This window comes from Spiroplasma sp. SV19 (genome assembly GCF_030060925.1).
Classification (GTDB): Bacteria; Bacillota_I; Bacilli_A; order Mycoplasmatales; family Mycoplasmataceae; genus Spiroplasma.
In genome coordinates this window covers 196,459-219,844 of the sequence record NZ_CP045455.1, presented here as the reverse complement: position 1 = coordinate 219,844, position 23,386 = coordinate 196,459, and the positions used below count along the sequence as shown (strand labels likewise).

17 protein-coding genes are annotated in these 23,386 nt (G+C 27.5%); 1 reads left to right on the top strand and 16 read right to left on the bottom strand.

Going from position 1 to position 23,386, the window contains the following annotated elements; all coding sequences use genetic code 4:
- Positions 1–26 precede the first annotated feature (26 nt).
- On the bottom strand, positions 27–1,991 hold the full coding sequence (tkt, locus tag E7Y35_RS01005) for a transketolase (RefSeq protein ID WP_283272493.1): 1,965 nt from the start codon (positions 1,989–1,991) through the stop codon (positions 27–29).
- A gap of 278 nt (positions 1,992–2,269) precedes the next feature.
- Between tkt and E7Y35_RS01000 the strand changes: the two genes are divergently transcribed.
- Positions 2,270–3,502 carry a hypothetical protein gene (locus tag E7Y35_RS01000; protein ID WP_283272492.1) on the top strand — a complete coding sequence of 411 codons (1,233 nt, stop codon included), beginning with the start codon at positions 2,270–2,272 and terminating at the stop codon, positions 3,500–3,502.
- An 87-nt stretch (positions 3,503–3,589) separates the two neighbouring features.
- Here E7Y35_RS01000 and E7Y35_RS00995 read toward each other — a convergent pair whose 3' ends face one another.
- The 15 genes from E7Y35_RS00995 to E7Y35_RS00925 all read right to left on the bottom strand — a co-directional run bounded on the left by E7Y35_RS00995 (position 3,590) and on the right by E7Y35_RS00925 (position 23,281).
- A complete protein-coding gene (locus E7Y35_RS00995) occupies positions 3,590–4,435 on the bottom strand; it encodes a hypothetical protein (RefSeq protein ID WP_283272491.1) in 846 nt (281 codons plus the stop codon).
- Positions 4,436–4,668: 233 nt separating this feature from the next.
- Positions 4,669–5,766, bottom strand: a complete 1,098-nt coding sequence (locus E7Y35_RS00990) for an aminopeptidase P family protein (protein WP_283272490.1) — start codon at positions 5,764–5,766, stop codon at positions 4,669–4,671.
- A 66-nt stretch (positions 5,767–5,832) separates the two neighbouring features.
- Positions 5,833–7,611 carry a 1-deoxy-D-xylulose-5-phosphate synthase gene (locus E7Y35_RS00985; RefSeq protein WP_283272489.1) on the bottom strand — a complete coding sequence of 593 codons (1,779 nt, stop codon included), beginning with the start codon at positions 7,609–7,611 and terminating at the stop codon, positions 5,833–5,835.
- Positions 7,612–7,979: 368 nt separating this feature from the next.
- Positions 7,980–8,297, bottom strand: coding sequence for a hypothetical protein (locus tag E7Y35_RS00980; RefSeq protein ID WP_283272488.1), 318 nt, complete (start codon positions 8,295–8,297; stop codon positions 7,980–7,982).
- 6 nt (positions 8,298–8,303) lie between these two features.
- A complete protein-coding gene (gene xseB / locus E7Y35_RS00975) occupies positions 8,304–8,525 on the bottom strand; it encodes an exodeoxyribonuclease VII small subunit (protein WP_283272487.1) in 222 nt (73 codons plus the stop codon).
- Positions 8,515–9,807, bottom strand: a complete 1,293-nt coding sequence (gene xseA / locus E7Y35_RS00970; protein WP_283272486.1) for an exodeoxyribonuclease VII large subunit — start codon at positions 9,805–9,807, stop codon at positions 8,515–8,517. Before xseA ends, xseB begins: the two co-directional genes overlap by 11 nt.
- A gap of 80 nt (positions 9,808–9,887) precedes the next feature.
- Positions 9,888–11,108: a hypothetical protein gene (locus tag E7Y35_RS00965; protein ID WP_283272485.1), complete on the bottom strand. Its 1,221-nt coding sequence runs from the start codon at positions 11,106–11,108 to the stop codon at positions 9,888–9,890.
- A 12-nt stretch (positions 11,109–11,120) separates the two neighbouring features.
- Positions 11,121–15,584 carry an ABC transporter permease gene (locus E7Y35_RS00960; RefSeq protein WP_283272484.1) on the bottom strand — a complete coding sequence of 1,488 codons (4,464 nt, stop codon included), beginning with the start codon at positions 15,582–15,584 and terminating at the stop codon, positions 11,121–11,123.
- 54 nt (positions 15,585–15,638) lie between these two features.
- Positions 15,639–16,133 (bottom strand): hypothetical protein, encoded by a 495-nt coding sequence (locus tag E7Y35_RS00955; RefSeq protein WP_283272483.1) that lies wholly within the window; start codon positions 16,131–16,133, stop codon positions 15,639–15,641.
- 1 nt (position 16,134) lies between these two features.
- Positions 16,135–18,276 (bottom strand): glycoside hydrolase domain-containing protein, encoded by a 2,142-nt coding sequence (locus E7Y35_RS00950; RefSeq protein ID WP_283272482.1) that lies wholly within the window; start codon positions 18,274–18,276, stop codon positions 16,135–16,137.
- Between the two features lie 30 nt (positions 18,277–18,306).
- Entirely contained in the window at positions 18,307–19,251 is a 945-nt protein-coding gene (locus E7Y35_RS00945; RefSeq protein WP_283272481.1) for a hypothetical protein, read from the bottom strand.
- Positions 19,190–19,828, bottom strand: coding sequence for a hypothetical protein (locus tag E7Y35_RS00940; RefSeq protein ID WP_283272480.1), 639 nt, complete (start codon positions 19,826–19,828; stop codon positions 19,190–19,192). The genes E7Y35_RS00945 and E7Y35_RS00940 overlap by 62 nt, the downstream gene beginning before the upstream one ends.
- A gap of 111 nt (positions 19,829–19,939) precedes the next feature.
- Entirely contained in the window at positions 19,940–21,553 is a 1,614-nt protein-coding gene (gene groL / locus E7Y35_RS00935; RefSeq protein ID WP_349306596.1) for a chaperonin GroEL, read from the bottom strand.
- 22 nt (positions 21,554–21,575) lie between these two features.
- Complete coding sequence (locus E7Y35_RS00930; protein ID WP_283272479.1) at positions 21,576–21,851, bottom strand: hypothetical protein; 276 nt, start codon at positions 21,849–21,851, stop codon at positions 21,576–21,578.
- A gap of 677 nt (positions 21,852–22,528) precedes the next feature.
- Entirely contained in the window at positions 22,529–23,281 is a 753-nt protein-coding gene (locus tag E7Y35_RS00925; RefSeq protein WP_283272477.1) for a hypothetical protein, read from the bottom strand.
- Between the last annotated feature and the right edge of the window lie 105 nt (positions 23,282–23,386).

Here is a 23,386-nt window from a genome sequence, read left to right as displayed (position 1 = left end):
ACACAAAAAATGCAATTGACATTCTTTTATGATAATTGCATTTTTTTACTAATTGTATTAACAATATTTTCAACATTAAAGCCAAAATATTCTAGTACATCAAGGAATGGTCCTGATTGGCCAAAAGTATTGATTCCAAAGTTTAACCCTGTATTTGAAGTATATCGTTCCCAACCAAAGGTTGTTCCTAATTCAATTGAAACAATTAGAGCAGTTGGCTCTAACAATTTTGTTTTATAAGTAATGTCTTGCTTATCAAATAATTCCCACGATGGCATTGAAACCACTTTTACATTAATCTTTTTATCGTATTCTAATTTTTTAGCAACCGCAATGGCCATACTGACTTCACTTCCTGTTGCAAGTAAAACAACATCATTATGATGTTCTGAACCATAAACTTGATAAGCTCCTTTTTTAACCATTTCGACACTAGAATGTTCTAATTCCGGTAAGTCCTGACGAGTAATTAAAATTGCGCTTGGTGTATGACGAGATTGGAGCGCAAAATGATAAGCACCTAATGTCTCATTAAAATCAGCTGGACGAAAAACATTTAAATTTGGTTGGCTTCGTAACATTGCCAATTGTTCAATTGGTTGGTGTGTTGGGCCATCCTCACCAACAGCAATTGAATCATGTGATAAAACATAAACAACAGGAATTTCCATCAAAGAACTTAACCGAATGGCTGGCTTCATATAATCAGCAAAAACAAAAAAACCACTAGCAAAAGGTAATAAACCACGATGTAAACAAATTCCATTATTAATAGCTGTCATCGCAAATTCACGAACACCATAAGCTAAATTTCGTCCTTTTCGATTTTCCGCACTATAAACACCATCTGCCCCTTTTGCTTTTGTACTACCACTTAAGTCGGCACTTCCACCAATTCAATTCGGAATAATGCTTGAAATGCGATCAATAATTGCCCCACTACTAATGCGCGTTGCTTGTGGCTTAGTTGGTTTTAAATCACTAAACTGTTTTGGATCAAAAGTGAAATTCCCATGAATTGCTTCATCCACTTCTCTTCCTAATTCTGGATTTTCTTGACAAAATGCTTTGTACATTTTTAATCATTCTTCATACTTTTTAATTCCTCGAATTTTAACATTAACTTCAAAATCATCATAAACTTCGCCAGGAATGTCAAATGGTTTCTCTGTTCATCCTAGTAAATTACGAACTGTCTCAATATCTGTTCCTAATGGCGCACCATGCACTGCGGGAGTTCCTTGTTTAGTTGCTCCAAACCCAATTATTGTTTTTACTTCAATTAAAGTTGGTTTGTCACTGTTTTTGGCCTTAATAATAGCTTCGTTAATTGCTTCAACATCATTACCATCTTTAACTAAAAGATAATTTCAATTTGCTGCTTGAAAACGATCATCAATTTTTTCACTTTGAGCAACATTGACCATATTATCTAATTGAACATCATTTGAATCAAATAAAACGATTAGTTTATTTAATTTTCAATGTCCCGCTAAAGAAATTGCTTCTTGTGTTATCCCTTCTTGTAAATCACCATCCCCACATAAAACATAAGTATAATGATCAAAAAGTGAATATTTTTTAGTATTATACTTTGCTGCTAAATGTGACTCAGCTAAGGCTAAGCCAACTGCAGTTGCAATTCCTTGTCCTAAGGGACCAGTAGTAACATCAACTCCTGGAGTTAAATGTGACTCGGGATGACCAGGAGTAATTGAATCAATTTGGCGAAAATTGCGTAAATCTTCAATGTTAAGATCAAATCCTGATAAATGTAATAAAGAATATAGTAACGCGCTACCATGTCCTGCCGCTAAAACAAAACGATCACGGTTAGTTCATTTGTCAACTTGCGGATTAACATTTAAATGTTTTGTAAATAAAGTATACGCCATTGGGGCAGCTCCAAGGACAATGCCTGGATGCCCTGAATTTGCTTTATTAACTGCTTCAATTCCTAACATTCTAATTGCATCAATTGATTTTTTCATTCTGTATTCTCCTTTTTATACACTGTTTAATTAATATTCATATTAACATTGTACAACGAATTAAAAAAAAGATATTTATAATTTACAAAATAATTATTTAAAATTGTACTTTTTTTAAATTATTAATTTATAATAAGAAAAAGTTAGAATTTTAAAATAGAAAAAGAGTGGTGGTAATGGTTAAATATTTATTTAAGAGTCGTGATAATGTACTTTAATTAACTTATATAAAATAGCATCAAAAACAAATCAAACAAGCAAAGGATGTGATAACAAAAATGACAACTGAATTACGTAGTTGAAAAGTAACACTAATTATTCAAGGAATTTTAATGGGAGCATTATTTTCATTTTTACCTTTTGAAATTTATCAAAAATTTGGACTATCAAAAATTTGATTTTTCCTATTGATTCCTATCGCAATGTTCTTTTTTACACCACTATGAGCAAAAATAAAGAAGAAAAAAGATAATATTTTTATCTTACAAATCAATAGTTTTTTTCTTTTTCTTTTTATCTCTTTACTGATGATGCTTAATTTTTTTGATAATAATTTAATTATTTATTTCTATCCGTTGTTACTCTTTACAACTGGAATTTTTGTTGCTGGAATGGTACCTTTTACAATGGAAATTATTCGTAGTTATGCCCGTCAACATCAATTGAAAATAAATCCAAGTCTTTATTTTACTTTGGGTAGTGTTTTTACCATTATTATTCCTTTTTTATTTCAATATTTTTTAAATGACTTAGGAACTAATATTGCATTACAAACATATTTTACTCTTATTACCTTAATTAATTTTAGTTTAATCTTTTTTAATTCTAATTTAAAAACAGAAGAAGTTACCTTTAAAATTAATCCAACAAGTTGAAAAGTATTACGAAAAAACAAACAATTTTGAAGTTACTTATATTCATCAAGTTTTTTATATAGTATTAACGAAGTATTTGGTTACTTGTTGCCAGTTTTAATTTTTAAAAATACAACATTCATGATTATTGCAATTGGAATTTTATATGTTATTCGAAAACTAAGTTATTTAATGGGATATTTAATTAAGACAAGTAATATTGCCATCAAACGTGATGTTTGTTGAAATACTATTATTGCTATTATTGCCGTTGGTCTATTATTAGGACTAACAATTTCTTATTTTACCCAACAAACACACTTAAACCACCTTTTATATTTAATACTTGGTCTTGGTGGTAGTCAAATTTTAATTGGACTTTGTTTAGGACATTTAAGTCGAATTCAAAAAAATAATATTATTAACTTAGTTGGTACTGAACATCTAACATTAGCCTTAATGTTTGAACATGTTTTTGGCCATGCTATTTTTAGTTTATTATTAAGTATTATCATTATTCCGATTATTATTAATTTTTATACAATAATGATAACTTATATAATTATTTATAGTATTATTATTGCAATGCTAATATTAAGTTTATGCTTTATTTTAATAAAACCAGGCAAACAGCCAGTAGAAAAAATAAACGAGTAATTTGAAAATTAATTAAATAAATAAAAAAGACATCTTTTAATATTTTTATAAAAGATGTCTTTTTTAAATCAATTTTCTATATCTCAATTATTTTTTTATAATTGATTTAACTGTTTCATCAACAGTTGACTTTAAAGTTAACTCATACATGACACTATCTTGAACATGCCGTGGAACAACTAATAAAATTTCATATTCAATACCATTTTCAATCATCCGATCACCTACTTGATAAACAGTTTGAAATTCAATAGCATTAATGCTATCATTTTCAGTTGTATAATCATAATCATTTAAATTAAAGCCTACTTTTTCACGAAATGCTTTATCCTCAATAACTGTTGGGTCATTAAATTCTAACGGAAAAGCTTTAAAAACTTCTTCATCTGCTGATTGATTATCATCTAATTCTAACTCAGTTTCTTTTAATTCTTTTTCAACTTTTTTCCGGTCAAAAATTGAACTTAAAGAAAGTTTTTTCTCACTTTTTGTTTCTGTTAACATTTTTGTTGATAAAAATTGTTGAGTTGGAAAATCATTAACAAAATTTTTATCGCGTTTAGGCATAATATATTCTGTTGGTTTAACTAAACTAATTGGACGTTCAATCCCACTATTTGTTCGCTCAAATTCATCACGATCAACTGTTTTTAACATTTCAGCGCGTTCTGACTGCTGTCCTAATTTTTCTTGAATCACATTTAGATCCTGCCCAAGACGTTCAACTTGCTCTTCATTAGTTCGAATTGAAGAAACCTTTGCTTTTGGAGTAATTAGTCCTGTAAATTTTTTTAAAGCTTTTACATCATTATGCAATTTAATTAAATACTCTTGTATTTGATTCATATTAGTTTTTAAATCATTTAATAATTGATTATCTTTACTTTCAACCGCTGGTACTGATTGTAACAATACTTCTGTTGTTTTGCGCAATGTTAATAACCACACTACTATTGTAATTAAAAAACTAAATCCACATATAGGAACAATAATTATTAAGAAAAAATACCCTATATTAGTTCCTGATAAAACTCTTATTTGAGGATTACCAAGTAATTTATGGATTTGGTTGCCAGCAACTACAATAAATATAATTGATAATAATAGAAACAAAAGCATGAAAATAAAAAAGATGAGAAAAGTAATTTGTGTTTTTGTTAATTTCATTAAATTAAAATTAAATTACGCTTTGCTTCTGTTAAAAGTTCATAACCAGTTTCTGTTACTAAAATATCATCTTCGATTCGAACACCACCTACGTCAGGAATGTAAATTCCTGGTTCAACAGTAATAATCATTCCTGGTTCTAATGGAATATCACAAAATGGTGACACGCGTGGAAATTCATGAATTTCGATACCAACCCCATGTCCAGTTGAGTGAGTAAAATATTCACCATAACCTTTACTTGTGATATAATCACGACAAATTTTATCAATTGTTGCGGTACTAACACCCGGTTTAATTGCTTTAATACCTAGTTCTTGGGCCTGATAAACAACATCAAAAATTTCTAGCATTTGTTCAGATGGTTTCCCTAATCCGATCGTACGAGTGGTATCAGAACAATAGCCCTTATAAATACAACCAAAATCAATTGTAATTAATTCATTATTTGCAATAACTTTATCTGTTGCTCGCCCATGTGGTAAAGCACCACGCCATCCTGATGCTACGATTGTGTCAAAACTTGGTTTATCTGCTCCCGCTTCAATAAAACTATTAATAATAATTTGTTCAACTTGGCGTTCAGTCATTCCTGGCTTAATTTTTTTAACTACATTATTAATGGCAATATCACCAATTGCACATGCTTGTTTCAAAGCACTAATTTCCTCATTTGATTTAATTGTTCTTAATTCAGTAAAATCAACAGGTTTTAATTCAATTGATGTTAAACTTGCTGCTAAATTTTGATAAGTTAAATATGTTAAATAATCACTTTCAAAAGCTAATACTTTTACCTTATTTTTGATTAGATCATTTTGTAACATACCAAAAAAACCACCAGCATTATTTGTTATCATTTCTTTAACATGTGTGACATTTTTAGCTTGTTCTTTACCAGCGGTAATATATCTACCATCTAAATACAAAATTGATTCATTTTTTGTAAATAACAAATATCCTTCTGATGATTTAAATTCAGAAAATCAAAAACGATTAATAGTAGAATGAAACAAAATTCCATCAACCTGATGCTTTTCTAAATATTGTTCTAATTGTGTCTGTTTATTTAATTTAAATTTAACATATTCTTTCATATTCCTTCTCCTTTTTTCTTATATATAAATTTAACCCTTATTTTTTTAGAATACAAGGTTTTTTATTTAATTAATTAAATTCTGTAAAATTTCTTCTAGACTATTAATCTCCTTTTGACCTAATCCATTTTGATAACCATAATGAATAATACTTGTTTTATTACTTTGTAAAAAATCAATTACTTTAGCATATAATCCTGTCTGTTTAATCACTTCTTCAAAAATAATAATTTGTTGATAATTATCTTCCCTAATTTGCATTAGCATGGTTTTATCAACTGGATTAATAAATCTTGCATTAATAACATTAATTTTATTTGTTGCTAATTTAGTAATAATGCTCTGTGCTTTTATCACATTATTACCATAAGTTATTAATAAAATTGATGCTTCTTTATTATTAATCGCATAATCTCATTGTCCAACTTGAAATGTCTTTGCTAAAGGTTGAATCATAATGTCTCCTTTTGGATAGCGAATAAAAAATGGGTCTTGTTTATTTGTTAACGCTAATGTAAACAAATGGTCAAATTCACCACTAGTTGCTGGTTGACTAATAATTGGAGTATCTCCCATACTATTTAAAAAACCAACATCATAAATGCCATGATGACTATCACCATCACCAAGTGCTAATCCAGCACGATCAATTAAAAAAATAACAGGTAACCGATTACGAACAACATCATGTAAAATTTGGTCATAAGTTCGTTGCAAAAAACTAGCATACATACTAACAACAACTCGTTGATGATCTAATGAAAAACCAGATGCTAAAGTAATCGCATGTTCTTCTGCTAAACCAACATCAATGCAATATTGAGAGTTTTTTAGCATAAAATCTTCTAAATAAAGTGAAGCTTGCATTGCTGCTGAAATAAAATAGAATTTTTCAGCAGCAGATTGAAACACCTTTTCAACTGTTTGGGCAATATGATAACTTCATTCGCTAGTTTTAGTATCTTTTAACTTATATGAATGATATTTTTCTTGTTCTGCTTGTTCTAAACCATAACCATAACCTTTTTTTGTTTTGACATGCACAATAACACTACTTGAACTTTTTTTTGCTTGTCGCAAACTTTTATTTAATTTTCGAAAGTGATGCCCATCAACTGTCCCAATATAATCTAAGTTAAATCCGGCAAATAACCCCGGAATTGCAAAACTATGGATAATTTTTTCTACTAATAAATGTGCTAATCATAATAATGTCAATGGTGGAATGTATCGTAATACTTTAGAAATCTTACTAGCACTGCGATATAGCCAACCAGTTCGAACCTTACTAACTGCTGTATGTAGAATATTAACATTTTTTGAAATACTCATCCCATTATCATTTAAAACAATAATAATTTTATTTGAAATTAACCCTAAATGAGTCAAAGCTTCTAAGGTTAAACCATTAGTAAAAGATGCATCACCAATGACACAGATAACATTATTATACTTGGGACTATAACTATAAGCAATTGCAGTTGATAAACCAGTTCCCGCATGGCCATTTGAAATATAATCATATTTACTTTCGTTAACATGTTGGAATGCTGCTAAACCATCTGGCAAACGAATGGTTGAAAAATGTGTTTTTCGATCAGTTAAAATTTTATAAGTATAAGTTTGATGACCAGTATCAAAAATAATAATATCATTATTATCAATATCAAAAGTCTTTAATAAACTAATTGTTAATTCAACTGTCCCTAAGTTACTAGCTAAATGCCCCCCATTTTTAGTTACTGTTTCAATAATCAGTTGACGAACATCATTTGCTAATTCAATTAATGCTTTTGTTTTTAAATCTTTTAGATCATAATGAGTCTGATAATCTCTTAACTTCATCTTCTAACCTCACTTAATATTTTTGTAAAAAATAATTAATTTGTTGCACAAAATTATTAAAATATATTGGTGTAATTTCACCAATTAAATAATGGCAATTAGCTGTTACATCTAATTTAATTTTATAAATTTCAACATTAGCACTATCTTTAAATAGTTTTTCATTACTGTTAAATTAATTAAAAAAACAAGGTAGTATCCATAATCAAAATACAATTTAGCATTTTGTTTTTTCATAAAAGGTTGATAAAAAATATTTGCAATAAAATTATATAATAAATCAAAACGATAATATTTTGCAATCTTTAAATCAGAAATGTTAATATTAGCAAAAATTTCTGTTTCATAATTAGTATTAATTTTATTAATTAAAATTTTTGTTCTAATTCCTTAATTACTTTTAAGATTTGAATTTCTTCTCGTTTTACCCCAGAATGCTGAACATATTGCATATGATAATAAATTAAAACTAACTTAATTAAAATAATACTATCAAAATATTCTTGCTCATCAAAATTATTCAACCGTAGTAAATACACAAAATTTTTAATCAGAATATCTTTTTCATCAAATGTCTTAAAATCTTTTAAAACAACTCGACTTAATTTTAATTCAAATAATTTTTTTCTAATTTTAATATTATTTTTTTTAACTCAGCCACTTCGTTCAAAAATCTGTCCTGCCATAATAAATTATTCTTCGTCAACTTTAAAATCAGTTGGATTATTATCTTTCACAATTTTAGTGACTTTATCTTTAATATCTTGTAACTTCGCTTCTGCTAATTTAGTTAATTTGATTCCTGTTTCAAAAGCATCAATTGCTTGATCTAATGGTAACTGATTGTTTTCCAAATCATTAACAATTTGTTTTAACTGTTCTAAAACTTGTTCAAACGATTTATTATCTGTCATTTTCTTCACCATCCTTCTTAATTGTTTGCACAAGCGACTGAATAATTCCATCTTGCACACGTGTCATTATTATATCATTATTCTCTACTTGTTGAATTGATGTTAATACATTTTTCTCATTATTATAAGTAATACTATACCCGCGTGTTAATGTTTTTAACGGACTTAATAAATCTAATTTACTTAATAAATTATTTTTGAAATATTCAATTGCTACAATTTGCTGTTGCATTAATGTAATTAACTTTTGATAATAAGTTTGAATGACATTTTTGTTTGCTAAGAAAAAAGTTTCTTGGCAAACATTAAAATGTTTTACTAATAATTGATAGGAATGTTCTTGTTGTGTATACAATGCCTTGGGTTTTGTTAAGACATAACTATTTTTTAATTCTGCTAGTTTGTCAACTAACTTATCAACTTTTGTTTTAATAGTTGTTATTAAACTCCGCTGTTGTTGCTTTAAAAAATTCATTAATTCTTTTTGATCTGGTGTTGCTAATTCTGCGGCAGCAGTTGGGGTTGGTGCTCTTAAATCACTAACAAAATCAGATAAAGTAAAATCAATTTCATGCCCCACCGCTGAAATAACGGGAATTGTTGCTTGAAAAATGGCTTCAACAACTTCTAATTCATTAAAAGCTCATAAATCTTCAATGCTACCACCACCACGGCCAACAATTAAAGTATCAATTTTAGGCTTAAAAGCTAATGCGGCTTTAATATTTTTGCGAATATCATGTTTTGCGTCTTCTCCTTGCACCAAACTTGGAAATAAATAAATATTGGCTTGTGGAAAACGACGATGAATTGTAGTAATAATATCACGAATTGCAGCTCCAGTTGGCGCTGTGATTACCCCAATATTAGTTGGAAACTGAGGAATTGGTTTTTTTAATGATTGATCAAATCATCCTTTTTTACTTAATTCCTGTTTTAATGCTTCATATTTTAAAAACAAATCCCCTACTCCATGTAACGATAAAGTCACAACTTGTAAACTGTATGTTCCCTGCGGCTCATAAACTTTAATTGAACCAGTCGCAACAATTTTTAGTCCTTCTTTTAATTTAAACTGTAAGTTTTTAGCATTAAAAGCGAACATAATTGCTCGAATTTGTGACTTATCATCTTTAATCGTAAAATAAATGTGACCTGATGAATGGTTTGTAATATTCGAAATTTCACCTTGTAAAGAAATATTAATAAAATTAGGATTTTGTTCAATTGATGTTTTTAAATAAGCGTTAACTTCACTAACAGTATAAATATTTTTACTCATAAAACCCCTCCATATGCCATTCCCTTCCAATTAATAATATCACTGAAAAGAAATAAAATTAGTTTATTTTTAAACTAATTTTAATAAATATTATTAACTTCTTCTAATTGATCATGATTAATTCGAAACATTTTGTTATTTTGTTCATCAATAATATAACTGCGAATATTATTGGCTGTTTCTTTTTCATTAATAATCTTTTTTAATGAAAAAGTTTGATTTAAATAATCAATTTGATATAAATTCCCAAGCGTAGTCATTACATATGTTACCCCTTTTGCAGTAAATAATGAATTCGTTATTAAATATTGTTCCCCAGGAATAAAACCTTGTTTTAAATTAGGAAAAGTTGGGGTTGTTAAATCTAACATTCAATCTGTACCATCATATTGTAAATTAAATAAAATTGGATCTAAATTTTCTGCTGCTGGATTAATAACAGCAGCATACAGTTTATTACGAATTTCAATAACTTGAAGTAAAGCAACTGTTAATAAATTTCATTGGTCATTTCCTTGCACTTTAACTTCCTTATATTTTGGTTTGGTTAATTGCCCATTATTAACTTCTTGGGTTATCATATATAATTGTTTTTCATTTTGATAATGCTGAATAAAATTAACTCGCATTGTATTATTTGGAATTTTATTAATATTTTTTGGTCATATCATTCGTCCAATTTGCAATAAGTTTTGGTGATTAACAGTATCACAATCTCATTGTAATAATTCTTGATCTGTTGTTTGATAACCAGTTGCAGTTTTTTCAATTGCAACTGCACTTTTACTACCAATTCCTAACACAGTATCATCAGTAATTTGAAAAGCACTACTTGCTGTAAAAATTAAATTATTTTTAATGATTTCATCAGGAGCTAAATATTTTAATAATAATCAAAATGATTGATTAGTTAAAAATTCAAAACCATTATTAATATCATATTTTACTTCAAAAACAATTCCAACTGAAAAGTTCTGATCATCAATAATCTGCCCATCACGATCTAAAACAGTTGTAATTTTAATATTATTAGGTGTAACACCATAAATATTTTTATCCCCTCCCAATGCCTTATAAATTGCATTCACTGCATAAGTTTTGCCTTCCGCTAATGTTATTTTATTATTATTAGTTTCAATTTCTTGGTATGTCTTACTAGTATTCGTAATTTTTTGTACCACTGATGCTAATGTATCTTTTTGTTCCGGATATAAATTATCATTTGTTGCACAACTTATTAATGTTGAAGGTAATCCTAGCATTAATATACCAACTGTTAAAATTATTCATATTTTTTTCATTAATTTTGTCTCCTATTCATCACTTAATGTGACAATTGTTTGAATTGGTAACTGGTTAATTTTTCTTGTTGATAAAACAAAAGTTAAGGCAAAAATAAAACTAATAATTCCAAAGATAGCAATAAATAATAACCATGGCATTGGTAAACTTAATGGCAAACTAATCGTTTGCAATCCCATTTTAACCGCAAAATAAACAGTTGTTCAAACTAGGAAAAAACCTAATAATCAACCTAAAAATGCAAAAGGAATAAAAATTGCTAAGGTCATACTATTAATTTCGCCACGGTGATAACCAAAAACCCGCATTAAAGCAATAAATTTGGTATATCGCTCCATAAAAACATCTGTTACTAAGAAGATAATAATAACTGCTGTTAAAATAATAATTGACACTAATGCTCCTGCTAATATAGTTGTAAAATAACTTAGTTGATTAACAACTTGTTTTTTATTATATAAATAATCAACTTTCCCAACTGCTGAACTGAAAAAAGATAAACCATCACTTAATGAGTTATCAGCACTCGTAGAAGATAAAACATAGCGTTGAAATTGATCACTTGGTTGAATTGCTTTCGTATATTTACCATTAAATCATTGGGGACTGTTTTGATAACCAAGAACTTGATTTGCTAATTTTTGTTCTAAAAAGATCCGAGCTTGGTCATAAGAATGCTGAATTCCAACCACTTTAAATTGATAATTAGATAAAACATTAAAACCAGCTGTTGTTACTCGTAATAATCCTAATTTCAGGGCTTGACTATATCAATTTTTGGCAAAGCCACCATTTACTAAATCAATCAGCGATTTTAAAGGATGATCAAAATTTAAATCATAAGCTCCAATGACATAATTATTTTGTTCAATTTTAGTAACTTTATTATTTAACAAATCAACTTTGGTAGGGCCACTTTCTGGATTAATATCAATTTTATTTTGAGTTCAAACATTTGCATCAATCATATTAACTGGTAAATTTAATTTTAAACCGCTAATTGACGCATACGGTTGATTAACATTTGTTCCTCAATCATCATTATTAGTTCCTGTTAATAAAGAATTTGTTAAATGAGATAAATTTAAAGTTCAAGGATCATTTTTAACATTACCATTTTGATAAGTTCATCATTCTGGATTAATATCATAATATTGTTGATCTTTACCTAAATATTGTAATCGTGGTTGATCGGTGTAGAAATTAATAATATCATTTACTCTTAAATTATATTTTACTGCCGTCGAATCATTAATTGCAATTGGAATTATTTTGTCTTGATTTGAAGAAGATTTTTGTAATTTGGTTTTTAACTCATTTGTAAAAACAACTTGATTAGCATTAAGATCAAGACCATATGATGAAATTTGATTTTTTGTACTATCACGAATAATTCCATTAACAGCTGTGATTTTTGTATCAAAACCAGTAAATAAACTATCTGTGTTTTGATCATAAGCCATCGAGTTAAACCCAAAGTTAAAACGCAACTGATATTTTTCATTTGCTGCTCATTTTTCCTTAATAACACTTGGTAAAATTGTGTTAGTTGCTTGTTCAATACAATATGACCATTTATGTCACGTTGTCCCTGCTGCTTCTGAGTTAGAAACTGGCAATTGTCCAAATAATTGTGGTAAAAAAGTACATGTTACTAATGATAATTGATTATCAACTCGATTTTTAATATTACTATCAATTGGTAAATCATATAAATAACGTAATAATCCAACTGAAATATTGCTTCCTTTAAAGACTGTCATATTTTGCACTAACATATTAACAATAAACGAAGGATAAGATGGGCTGTAATTAGGGTTGGTTGCTAATTCTTGTAAAGTAATTCATTTTGTTGTGTTATCCACACCCCGGGCATAGACATATGGTGCAATTGGAACATTTTCCAACTTTTGATAAATTGGATCATTAACCCCACCATAATCTGGTACATCTTCACTAGGACTATCATAGAGTTCATAACGACTTAATGGATTATTATAAATAACATTTTGATAATTTAATTCATTAGCATAATTTAAATTTTGATAATACTGTTGACTTAAAGTTTTAATACTATTTGGCACCAAAGCCGCTAAGGTAATTGTTCCAGTAGCAATAAAAGTTGTTATTAAAAACATAATGACTGCTTTTCAACTCGCTCCTAATAACACTAATCGAAAGCGGGATTTAAATGATCGATTGCTAAAGCGTAATGATAACTGGCTAATTAATTTGTTAGGTTTAAAATCACGATTTGGATTTATTAATGCTAATACTTCCCGGCCTAATATAATACTACATTCAATAACAACAAGAATAAAAATAATACTTCCACCAACAAGGAAAAATAATAATAGTACTTGTCAGTTAACAACAAACGTACTTGGTAACACAAAATATTGCCCAAATAAGTTAATAATTGGAACTTGTAATCCTAGACCAAGTAATCATCCAATTGGAGTAGCTATTATTAAGGCTGTTAAGAAATACATCACATAAGACAAGGAAATTTTAAAATTATTATAACCATTTGCTTTTAAAATTCCAATTTGACTTCGTTGTTTTTCAATCATACTTTTTAATTGAATAAACAAAATAATCATAACAATTATGGCAAAAAAGAGAATAATCCCAATTGTTACTAAATAATAAATTTTAATAGCATTATTTAACAATTGATAACGATTATTAACTAATTGATTCGCACCAAATTTAGTAAAATTAACATTATTAACAACATCTGTTTTATTTTGAAAAATTGCTTCAGTTGTTTTTCCTAAACGATTAATATTATCAGCTAAGTAAACACGATAATAATTTAAATCAGTTTCCATTTTGTTCTGATTAGCACCATGATATGTTAATTGAACTGTACTAACATCTTGATATTGTTGTGTAGTAAACCCTTCGTTATTATAACCAAATAAACGATTAAACATTTGCGGATGAACATAAATAATTGACTCATTCTTCGCATCAGGTAAAAAATCAGTATCATAAATGGTTGGATAAATATTTTGGGTATCACCCCCAACGGCTTCAATATAAAGTTTCAGTTGATTAACTAAAATCGTATCATCAAAGCGTAAATGATTTGCTTTAAAATATTGTGGCAAGACAATTGCTGTATCAACCATTTCATTTAAACCACGATCAAATCATTTTGATTTTTGTAAGATTTTTAATTGTCCTGAATTATATGGTTGTGTTCAATCAATGAATTTATATTTTTTTCCATCAGTTGTTCAAGCAATTGCTTGATTACGGTTAACAACTTGAAAATTACTAATCATTCCCAACATATCTTGATAAGTTGTTAAAAAATCATTATTAATAAATTTATTATTATAATCATACTGACCAAAAAAATCATATGTACTTAAATTGCGAACTTTATAACTACCATTTAGTAAAAAGTTTTTAGTAACATTACTATGGTCATTTTTATCATTTAAAAGTTGGGCAATATTATGATATTTAGTATCAGTTAAAAAATAACGATAATTTTCTACTCCAGTACAACCAGTACTATTTTGACAATCAAGTTCTTTTAACCCCAAAGTATTATTTGGATCATAAATTGGGAATCCTAATGTTCCTCGCATTCCCCAATATTTATCGGTTGCTACTGTTGGTGTTAAAAAAATTCGATCAGCACGAGCAACATTTTTACCAGGATTATCAACTCCCAAATTTTTTGTTTGTCAATGCTCGCCTAAGTTTGTTCCATTAATAAATTGATTTAAAAGGTCAATATCTGTCGTATTATTTTTTAATGCATAAGTTTCAATGTTTTTATACACTAAATAAGTTAACCGTGACTCTAAAATAAAATGCATATAACGTTTTACTAAATTAATTGCCTGCATTTTAAGAGTTGAATCAACAGAATTATTAAAAATAAAACGATTGTATAATTGTCCTAACAAAGATTTTTGAAATGAATAAGCATTAAAATTGAACCGATACAGTTGTGAAAATTCACCTGTTAAAACATTTTGATTAGTCAAATTAATAGCATTGTAATCTAATAAAACATTTTCAAATGGTACTCAATGACCACTTTTTTCAATTTGGAATTGGTTTCCATCAATTTTAAATTGATATTTTTCACCTTTTAAACCAGTTCCTAAATCAAATGGCTTTAGCACATCATTTGAACCACCAATTGTCAAAGTACCATAGTTTTTTTCAAAAAAACCATTCCCAATACCAGCATAATCAACATCAAAAGCAAACCATGGTGTAATTGTTTGCTGATTATTTGCTTCATAATTAGTTGAAATATAATTATAGTTATAATTAATATTTAATGTTCCATATCCCATTGTTCTGTTTGCTTTTTGTAATCGATCAAAAGAAACTCAACAAACAGTTGAAAAAAGTGCTGTTAAAACAATTAAAATAACAAAAATAAAAACTTGTGCTTTATTTTTAAAAGTATTTAAAATTCCTTGTTTTAACAATAATCACATTTTTTTGACCTCTTTCGTTAAAAATAATAATGCTTTTTTATTTTTTCTTAGCAATTAAATATTGATAAGTTTTAGAAAAACGAAAAATAATTGTAAAAAAATTTTATTTCGATAAATTAAAAGATGTTTGTTTGCAATGATTTTTTTATTTTTATTTTGATCAAAATAACTACCAAATAAATAAAGTCGACCATTTTTTTGATAAATTGTAAAATAGATTGAACAACTACTTAAGTAAATAATTCATAATATTGCTAAAATTAACGTACTTATTCCAAAATAAGCAATATTTAATAATGTTGATTCGTTAGAAATGTCACCGTTACCAAAAATAATTGGTTTAAAAATTGTTAAAAACGATAAAATTACTAAGATTAACAGTATTAATGTTGTTGCAACATTAACTCCAAAAAAAATTCACGATATAGTTCGTTCTTTACAAAGGAAACTTTGACAATAACCATAAATCAAATATATTATTCCAATAAGTCAAATTGCAAATGATAAATAAATAAAAATTTCAAGAATAACTAAATAAAATGGAACCATCTTAACCTCCTAAATATGTTGTTACAACTTTATTAATAATATTTTCAAATGTTTTAACAACCATCACTTCATCAATATTATTTCGTGTTAAAAAGCGATATAAAAATGAGTTTGAAATTTTAATATTGCTTTCTGCTGTTAATGCATTGTAATTAAAATTAAACTTACTATGGCTAGTTGGTTTACTTAATTTAACATTACTATTAACATATGACATCATTGTTGTATAATCTGATAATAAATTTAATTTTTTTAAATACATAATTTTATTATTCATATTAACTCCATAAGCAATTGCATCTAATCGTGTTGAAGGATTGAATGGAACTTTATTATGATTGTTTGGATCGGGATTGGCAATTGATGGATAAGCAAACATGGTATCTCCAGCAATATAAATTAAACCCGTATGTTCATCATAATCCGCTGATCAATATGCTGTTTCGGTTCATCCATTTAAAAGATAGCGCATATAATGTGGTGCATTTTCTTTTAATAAAGCTAATTGAATGTAAGAACTTACCCCCGGCTCTGAACGAACTAAATTAAACGTATTATCAGCATCTAATGAATACTGCCCCGTAATATATCCGTTTTCATTACGTTGTTTTACTAAGTTCATAAATTTACTATTTTCTTCATTATAAATATCTAAAAAATAAATATGTAAAATATCAACTTGATACGTTGCTGGGTCATTATAATCAATATCTCGTTCTCAGTCACAAGCTGCTAATTTAATATAGTCTCGGTTAGGGTCATATTTTTGAATTAATGCTAAATATTTGTTAATTGCTGAACCAGGTAATTCATCAATATAAAGATATGGTGTAACTGTTTGTGCTCATTTTGGCTTAACTGTTTTAATATGATTCAATAATTGTTGTAAAAATCATTCGTTATTTTTAACACCATCCTCAACATACATATTCATACTAATTTGCATATAGTCTTGTTTATCTTCATCTCAAACACTATTAGTTTTATAAGTTGTATTTCAAGCAGCTTGTCATCCACTTAGAAGTGCCTTTGTATAACCTACTTCTGCCATTTTATTCATATAATAATCCCATGCTTTTCAATCTTCATCAGCAATGTATAACCCTTTTTGTTGAGTATAACGTCATGCTAAAAAAGTTTGAACCTTATTTCCATCCAATCAATTATTATGTCATTCAGTACTTTGACGTTCATTTAATGAAATTGAACTTTGAAAATAATCCATTCCTAAGACATCATGTAAATATTTATTTTCTGGTTCTCAATAACGTTCTCAATTATAATCAATGTATTCAATATTATCATATTTGTTTTTAATAATATTTGGAACTTGATAATTATTATAGTAAGCAGCACTTCAACCAAAAAATGAATAAACATCAAAATCAGATTTTTTTTGATCTGCTGGCAATAATAAATCAGCAACTTTAACTTGAATTTCATTTTCACTTAAAACAACATTAGTTTGCTTTGTCCCTGGAACATCTCCAGTTAACTGTATTTGAACAGTATGATTTCCTGGATTAGCAACAACTTTATCTTTAAAACTCATAATTTTAATTCACAAAATATAGACTTTATTCTTATAAGCATTTTTTTCAACTGAATTTGTAGTAATTGCATCAGGAACTAATAATTTCTCGTTAATTCCATATGGATTCGGAATTCGTTGACTTGTTAACGAATATGAAGCATAAATAAAACGATTAAAACCAACCTCTACTGTTAGATTATTTTTTGCTAATTCAGCAGCATTAGTAACAGTTGCTGTTAGATTAGTAATATCATAGTTATTTGTTTTAACAACTAATTGTGTATTAATAAAATCTTGTTTCCATAATTGCAAATTAACATTAGAATTAACACAATTATTATAATTTTCTAAATTACCATAAAACTTAGCATTTTTTAAATCATTGCTCAATTCATTTGGCTGATACAAAGCATAATTATCATGTTGACTCCCAAAAAAAGTGTGAGCATAAGGAGTTTTATCTTTGTTTTGATTCTGTTTTATTGGCTCACAACCCTCTAATCAAACACTTCGCATAAAATTATCTTTTTTCACAAATAAAACAATTGCTACTATGGCAGTAAAAGTTGTTAAGAATAAAATTAATGACATTGAAATTTTTTTAAACATTTATAAACTTCCTCCATATTTTTTGATTAATTAATACAAGAAATAAATTTGTCTTCATGCGCCACTTTGAGTTGACCCGATTCCATTCGTAACTTCCCCTGAGCGAACATAACTATCAATTTTTGTAATAATTCACATTGGTTGTTCTAAATTACCAACATTAGTTCATTCAATATGATATTTATGACTAACTGGTTTTAAATTATCTGATAATCCTAACCCACTATATGCAATGTTTTCTTGTTTATTATCCACACTATAAAATTGTTTTGGATTGTAATGATCATCATAAAATTGATCATTCACATTAATTTGATTTGTATGGCTTTCAGTATATACTTTTGTTACTGAACTATCACCAGGACCACTATATTCAAAATCATATGATAAACGTTCTTCGGCTCCAGTTACTTTTTGGGTATATTGCGGATTACTTACTTTTCAATATTTATCATCAACAACATATTGTAATACATTTTCATGTAAAGTTTTCATAACATTATTAACACCTGCAAAAAAAGGACTATTACTATTAAAGAATAAGTAATTATAATCTTGATATGCAATGGCGTTTGGATCAGAAATAGCAACTAATAAATGTTGTAATAATGAGTTTTTTTCAAACTTGCTTGTTTCTTTATTTCATCCCATTGTTTTTAAAACCTTGTTTAAATTAGTTGTTGTTAACTCTTCAAATGAATTTGCCAGGTTTTGATAACCACTTAAAGTTGTTAAAATATCATTATCACTAGTTAAAGTTTTAATTAAGTCTGTTAAATCAAAGAAAATATTTGATAAAGTAAATTTAAAATTAACTTTATCACCTTGTAAAGCTAATAAAATGTCTAGTAATTGTTGTAAACTTGTTTTTTGTGCTTGTTCAGAAGCTCACAAAATTGCAGTTTTAATTTTTTTAGCTAAATCAATAGAAAGGATTGCTTGATAACCCCATTCCACCCGCGGGATAACTAACATAAAAAGCACGCGTTGCTGGAATTCAAAACTTAATTCCCACATTATTCATTAAAGTTGACAAAGCACCCATATCATAGTTATAACCTAATAGTTCACTCCGATTAGGGTCAATTTGCTGTTTTGCAGGGTCAAAAAAACCATTAGTAAGAAAATCGCGATAATAAGTATTATCATACATTCCAATATAATATTGTGGCAATAATTGTTCACGGATTGACTTAGGATCAGCATTTTTTGTGTGGGCAATCATTTTATTGTAATTGTTGTTAAAATCTTGGATTAATTTTGCTAAATTAATTTTTTGATTATTGTAAGTGTAAATACTTGGGATTGATTTTCAATATGCTGCTGGAGCATATAAACTTCGCACAAGTTCACTTGCATTAAAATTTAAATTTTCATGACGGGCTAATAAGGTAATTTTAGTCAATAATCCTGTTGTATTAATCATATTACGAAGTTTCTCCGGAATATCATTATTGTTATTATTGCCACCTTTAGGATGACAAGCTAATAACGGTATGCTATTTCCAACCGCAATAGTTGAGATAGCAAAAAAACTTAATATTTTTCTCATAAGATAAGGCCTTTCTTTTTTGTAATCTAACAATAAATACTTTTTTATTTTAATAAAAAAAAAAAAAAAAACAAGTGAAACTTGTTTTTCTTTAAATAAAATTGTTGTTTCTTAAATTCCTAAATCTGGATAATTTGGCATTTTTGGTTGTTTTTCTTCTGGATTATTTACCACAACTGCTTCTGTTGTTAACAATAAAGCACTAACACTACCAGCATGTTGCAAGGCATATCTTGTTACTTTAACAGGATCAACAATTCCAGCTGCAATCATATCTTCTCATACATTTGTTGCCGCATTATAACCAACATTATTAGTTTGGTCTTTTAATTTATTAACAATGATTGAACCATCAACCCCAGCATTAGCAGCAATTTGACGAACTGGTTCTTCAATTGCTCGTAGTACAATATTTAATCCCAATTTTTCTTCTTCATTTAGTTTTAAATTACCTAATTTTTGTCCAACTTGCACTAAAGCCGTTCCCCCACCAGCAACGATTCCTTCTTCAACTGCTGCTTTTGTCGAATTTAACGCATCTTCAATACGAAGTTTTTTCTCTTTCATTTCAGTTTCGGTTGGCGCACCAACTTTAATAATTCCAACTCCACCCGCTAATTTTGCTAAACGTTTTTGTAATTTTTCTTGTTCAAATGATGAAGTTGCACTTTTAATCTGTCCACGAATAAATTCTTTTCGTGCTTCTAAATCAGCTTTTTTGCAAGCTCCTTCAATAATTGTTGTAGTATCTTTTGAAACAATAATTTTTTTTGCTGTTCCCAAATCATCTAAAGTTAATGTTTTAAAATCCATTCCTAACTCACCATTAACAAATTTTGCATTAGTTAAAATAGCAATATCTTCTAATAAGTTTTTACGATTATCACCAAATTCTGGTGCTTTAACAACACAAATATTAAATGCACCACGCATTTTATTCAATAATAAAGTTGGTAAAACATCGCCATCAACATCATCGGCAATAATTAATAATGGTCGGCCTTCTTCAACAATTTTTTCTAAAATTGGTAGAATCTCTTTCATATTACTAATTTTTTTATCAGTAATTAAAATATAAGGATTTTCAAATTCTGTTAACATTTTTTCACTATCAGTTACCATATATTGTGATAAATAACCTTTATCAAATTGTAATCCTTCCGTAATACTTAATTCAGTATCAATTGTTTTTGATTCTTCAATCGTAATAACACCATCATTACCAACCTCTTCCATAATTTCGGCAATTAAATTACCAATTTCTGGATCCTTTGAACTAACACTAGCAACTTGGGCAATTTCAGCTTTAGTCTTAATTTGTTTTGCTGATTGTTGTAATAATTCTACAATCGCTTTAACAGTTTTTTCAATTCCATTGCGAATTGCTACTGCATTTGCTCCTGCAGTAATATTTTTTAACCCTTCTTTAACAATCGCTTGTGTTAAAACAATTGCTGTTGTTGTTCCATCTCCAGCAACATCATTTGTTTTATTAGCTACTTCAGCGACCAATTTAGCTCCCATATTTTCAAAATGATTACTTAATTCAATTTCTTTAGAAATAGTAACACCATCATTTGTAATTAATGGTGAACCGTATTCTTTCTCTAATAAAACATATTTTCCTTTTGGTCCTAACGTTACTTTAACAGCATCAGTTAATTTATTAATTCCGTTAATTAACATCATTCTTGCATCTTCTGAAAATTTAATTGATTTTGCCATAATTTGATTCCCCCTTTAAATTTTATTCTTCAATAATAGCTAAAACATCTTCAGCAGAAATTAAAACTAATTTTTTATTATCATATTCAACTTCAGTTCCAGCATATTCACGATAAAGAACTTTATTATTGATTTTTCCTTCAAATATTTGTTCCTTTTCAATTTCGGTACTAATTGCAATTATTTTTCCGATATGACTTTTGCTTTTCTCATCTTCTTGTAAATAAATTCCATTAATAAAAGTTTCTTCTTTTTCCTCTTTTGCTAAGACAATATTTTTTCCCAATGGTTTTATCATCAAAAATCCCTCCTTATTTATAATTTTAGCAAATGGCATATGTAACTGCCAATAATATATTTAACAAATTTTACCAATAAATGCAAGTATTTTTGTCTTAAAAACAAAAAAAACAAATATAATTTGTCTTTCATTTTAAACTAAAAATAGAACTAATAATTTTTGTTTAATATTGTATATTCTAAAATTAACAAAAAGAATTTTATATTGACTTGATACATATTTTCATTTATGTTTTAGTCAACCACTTTGTTGATCAAATTTAAATAAACTAACATCAGGAAGAATTTTATTAGATTGATTATTTTTAAAAAAATAAAATAAACTACTCATGATTTGTCTTTGATATAAACTTCTGTTTAAAATTATATTGAATCTTTCCACATTTACCATAAAATTAAACTCACTTCCATTACTAGTTAAATGGATGTATACCCCTAAAATGAGGACAAAAAAAGATAAAATATTATTTGTCAGACAAACATTCAACTAAAATTTTAATACTAATTAATCCTTTATTAAAACCAATAACAATAATTCCAAATGAAAAAATCTGAAAAAATTAGCAATTCATTCAGATCAAAGTTCAATTTATCTAGCTGCAGAGTAAATCCAACCCTGTAAAAAAGATATTAAATTTAATAATACAACTAGGGTATTATTAAAATTAGCAGAATTTAATCCGTGTTAAGAGGTATACATCCTTTCTTATTACGAAGATTACTTAAATAATTTAATACAATTGCTAAACTAACCGCAATAACTAATAAACTAATAATACCAACGAAAAAAATTGGAAAACCAACTTCAAATGGATTCAATTGATCATACGGAAATGGCGTAAATGCTTTTTGATCTTTCGGCATAAATTTTACTAACATTGTACCTCGTATTGAAACATAACATAAATAAAACATAATTAGAATTAAATTATACCAACTATATTTTTTACAATACTGTTTTGTTGGAATACTTGCTGTTGTAAATAAAAAATAGTAAATAATAACAACAATTGGTATTAACATATGTTCTAACACTGATTTTAAAATTTTGTACCATGTATTAAAACCAACCACATTTGTTGGAGCGATTAATAACGTTGTGTTAAAAACAATAAAACTTATTACATTTAATGTTGTAATTCGAGTTAAATTATTTTTTCCAGTAATTCATTTTGGCATACTCTTGGTATGATAATGAATCCAATTTAGAATCCCATAGCTCGTTGTTGTTAGAGCGACTCATACAGATAAATAAATTGACTGATTAATAATTGAAAAATCAAAATTTCTTGTCGCATCACCATATTGGGGATCGGGTTGAATTGTTGAGAAAAATAAGTCCAATAATACACAAAACAATGGAATAATTGCAAATATAACATAAAAACAATACTTTATCTTTAAAAATCTTGGCTTTACTTGTTGCATTGTAAAATGTTCCTCCTTGTTTATATTACTTTAGTAATATATTTTTTATTATGCCAAAAAAAAAAAAAAAAAAAAAAGACAATGTTTTTGATCTACTTAATAAGT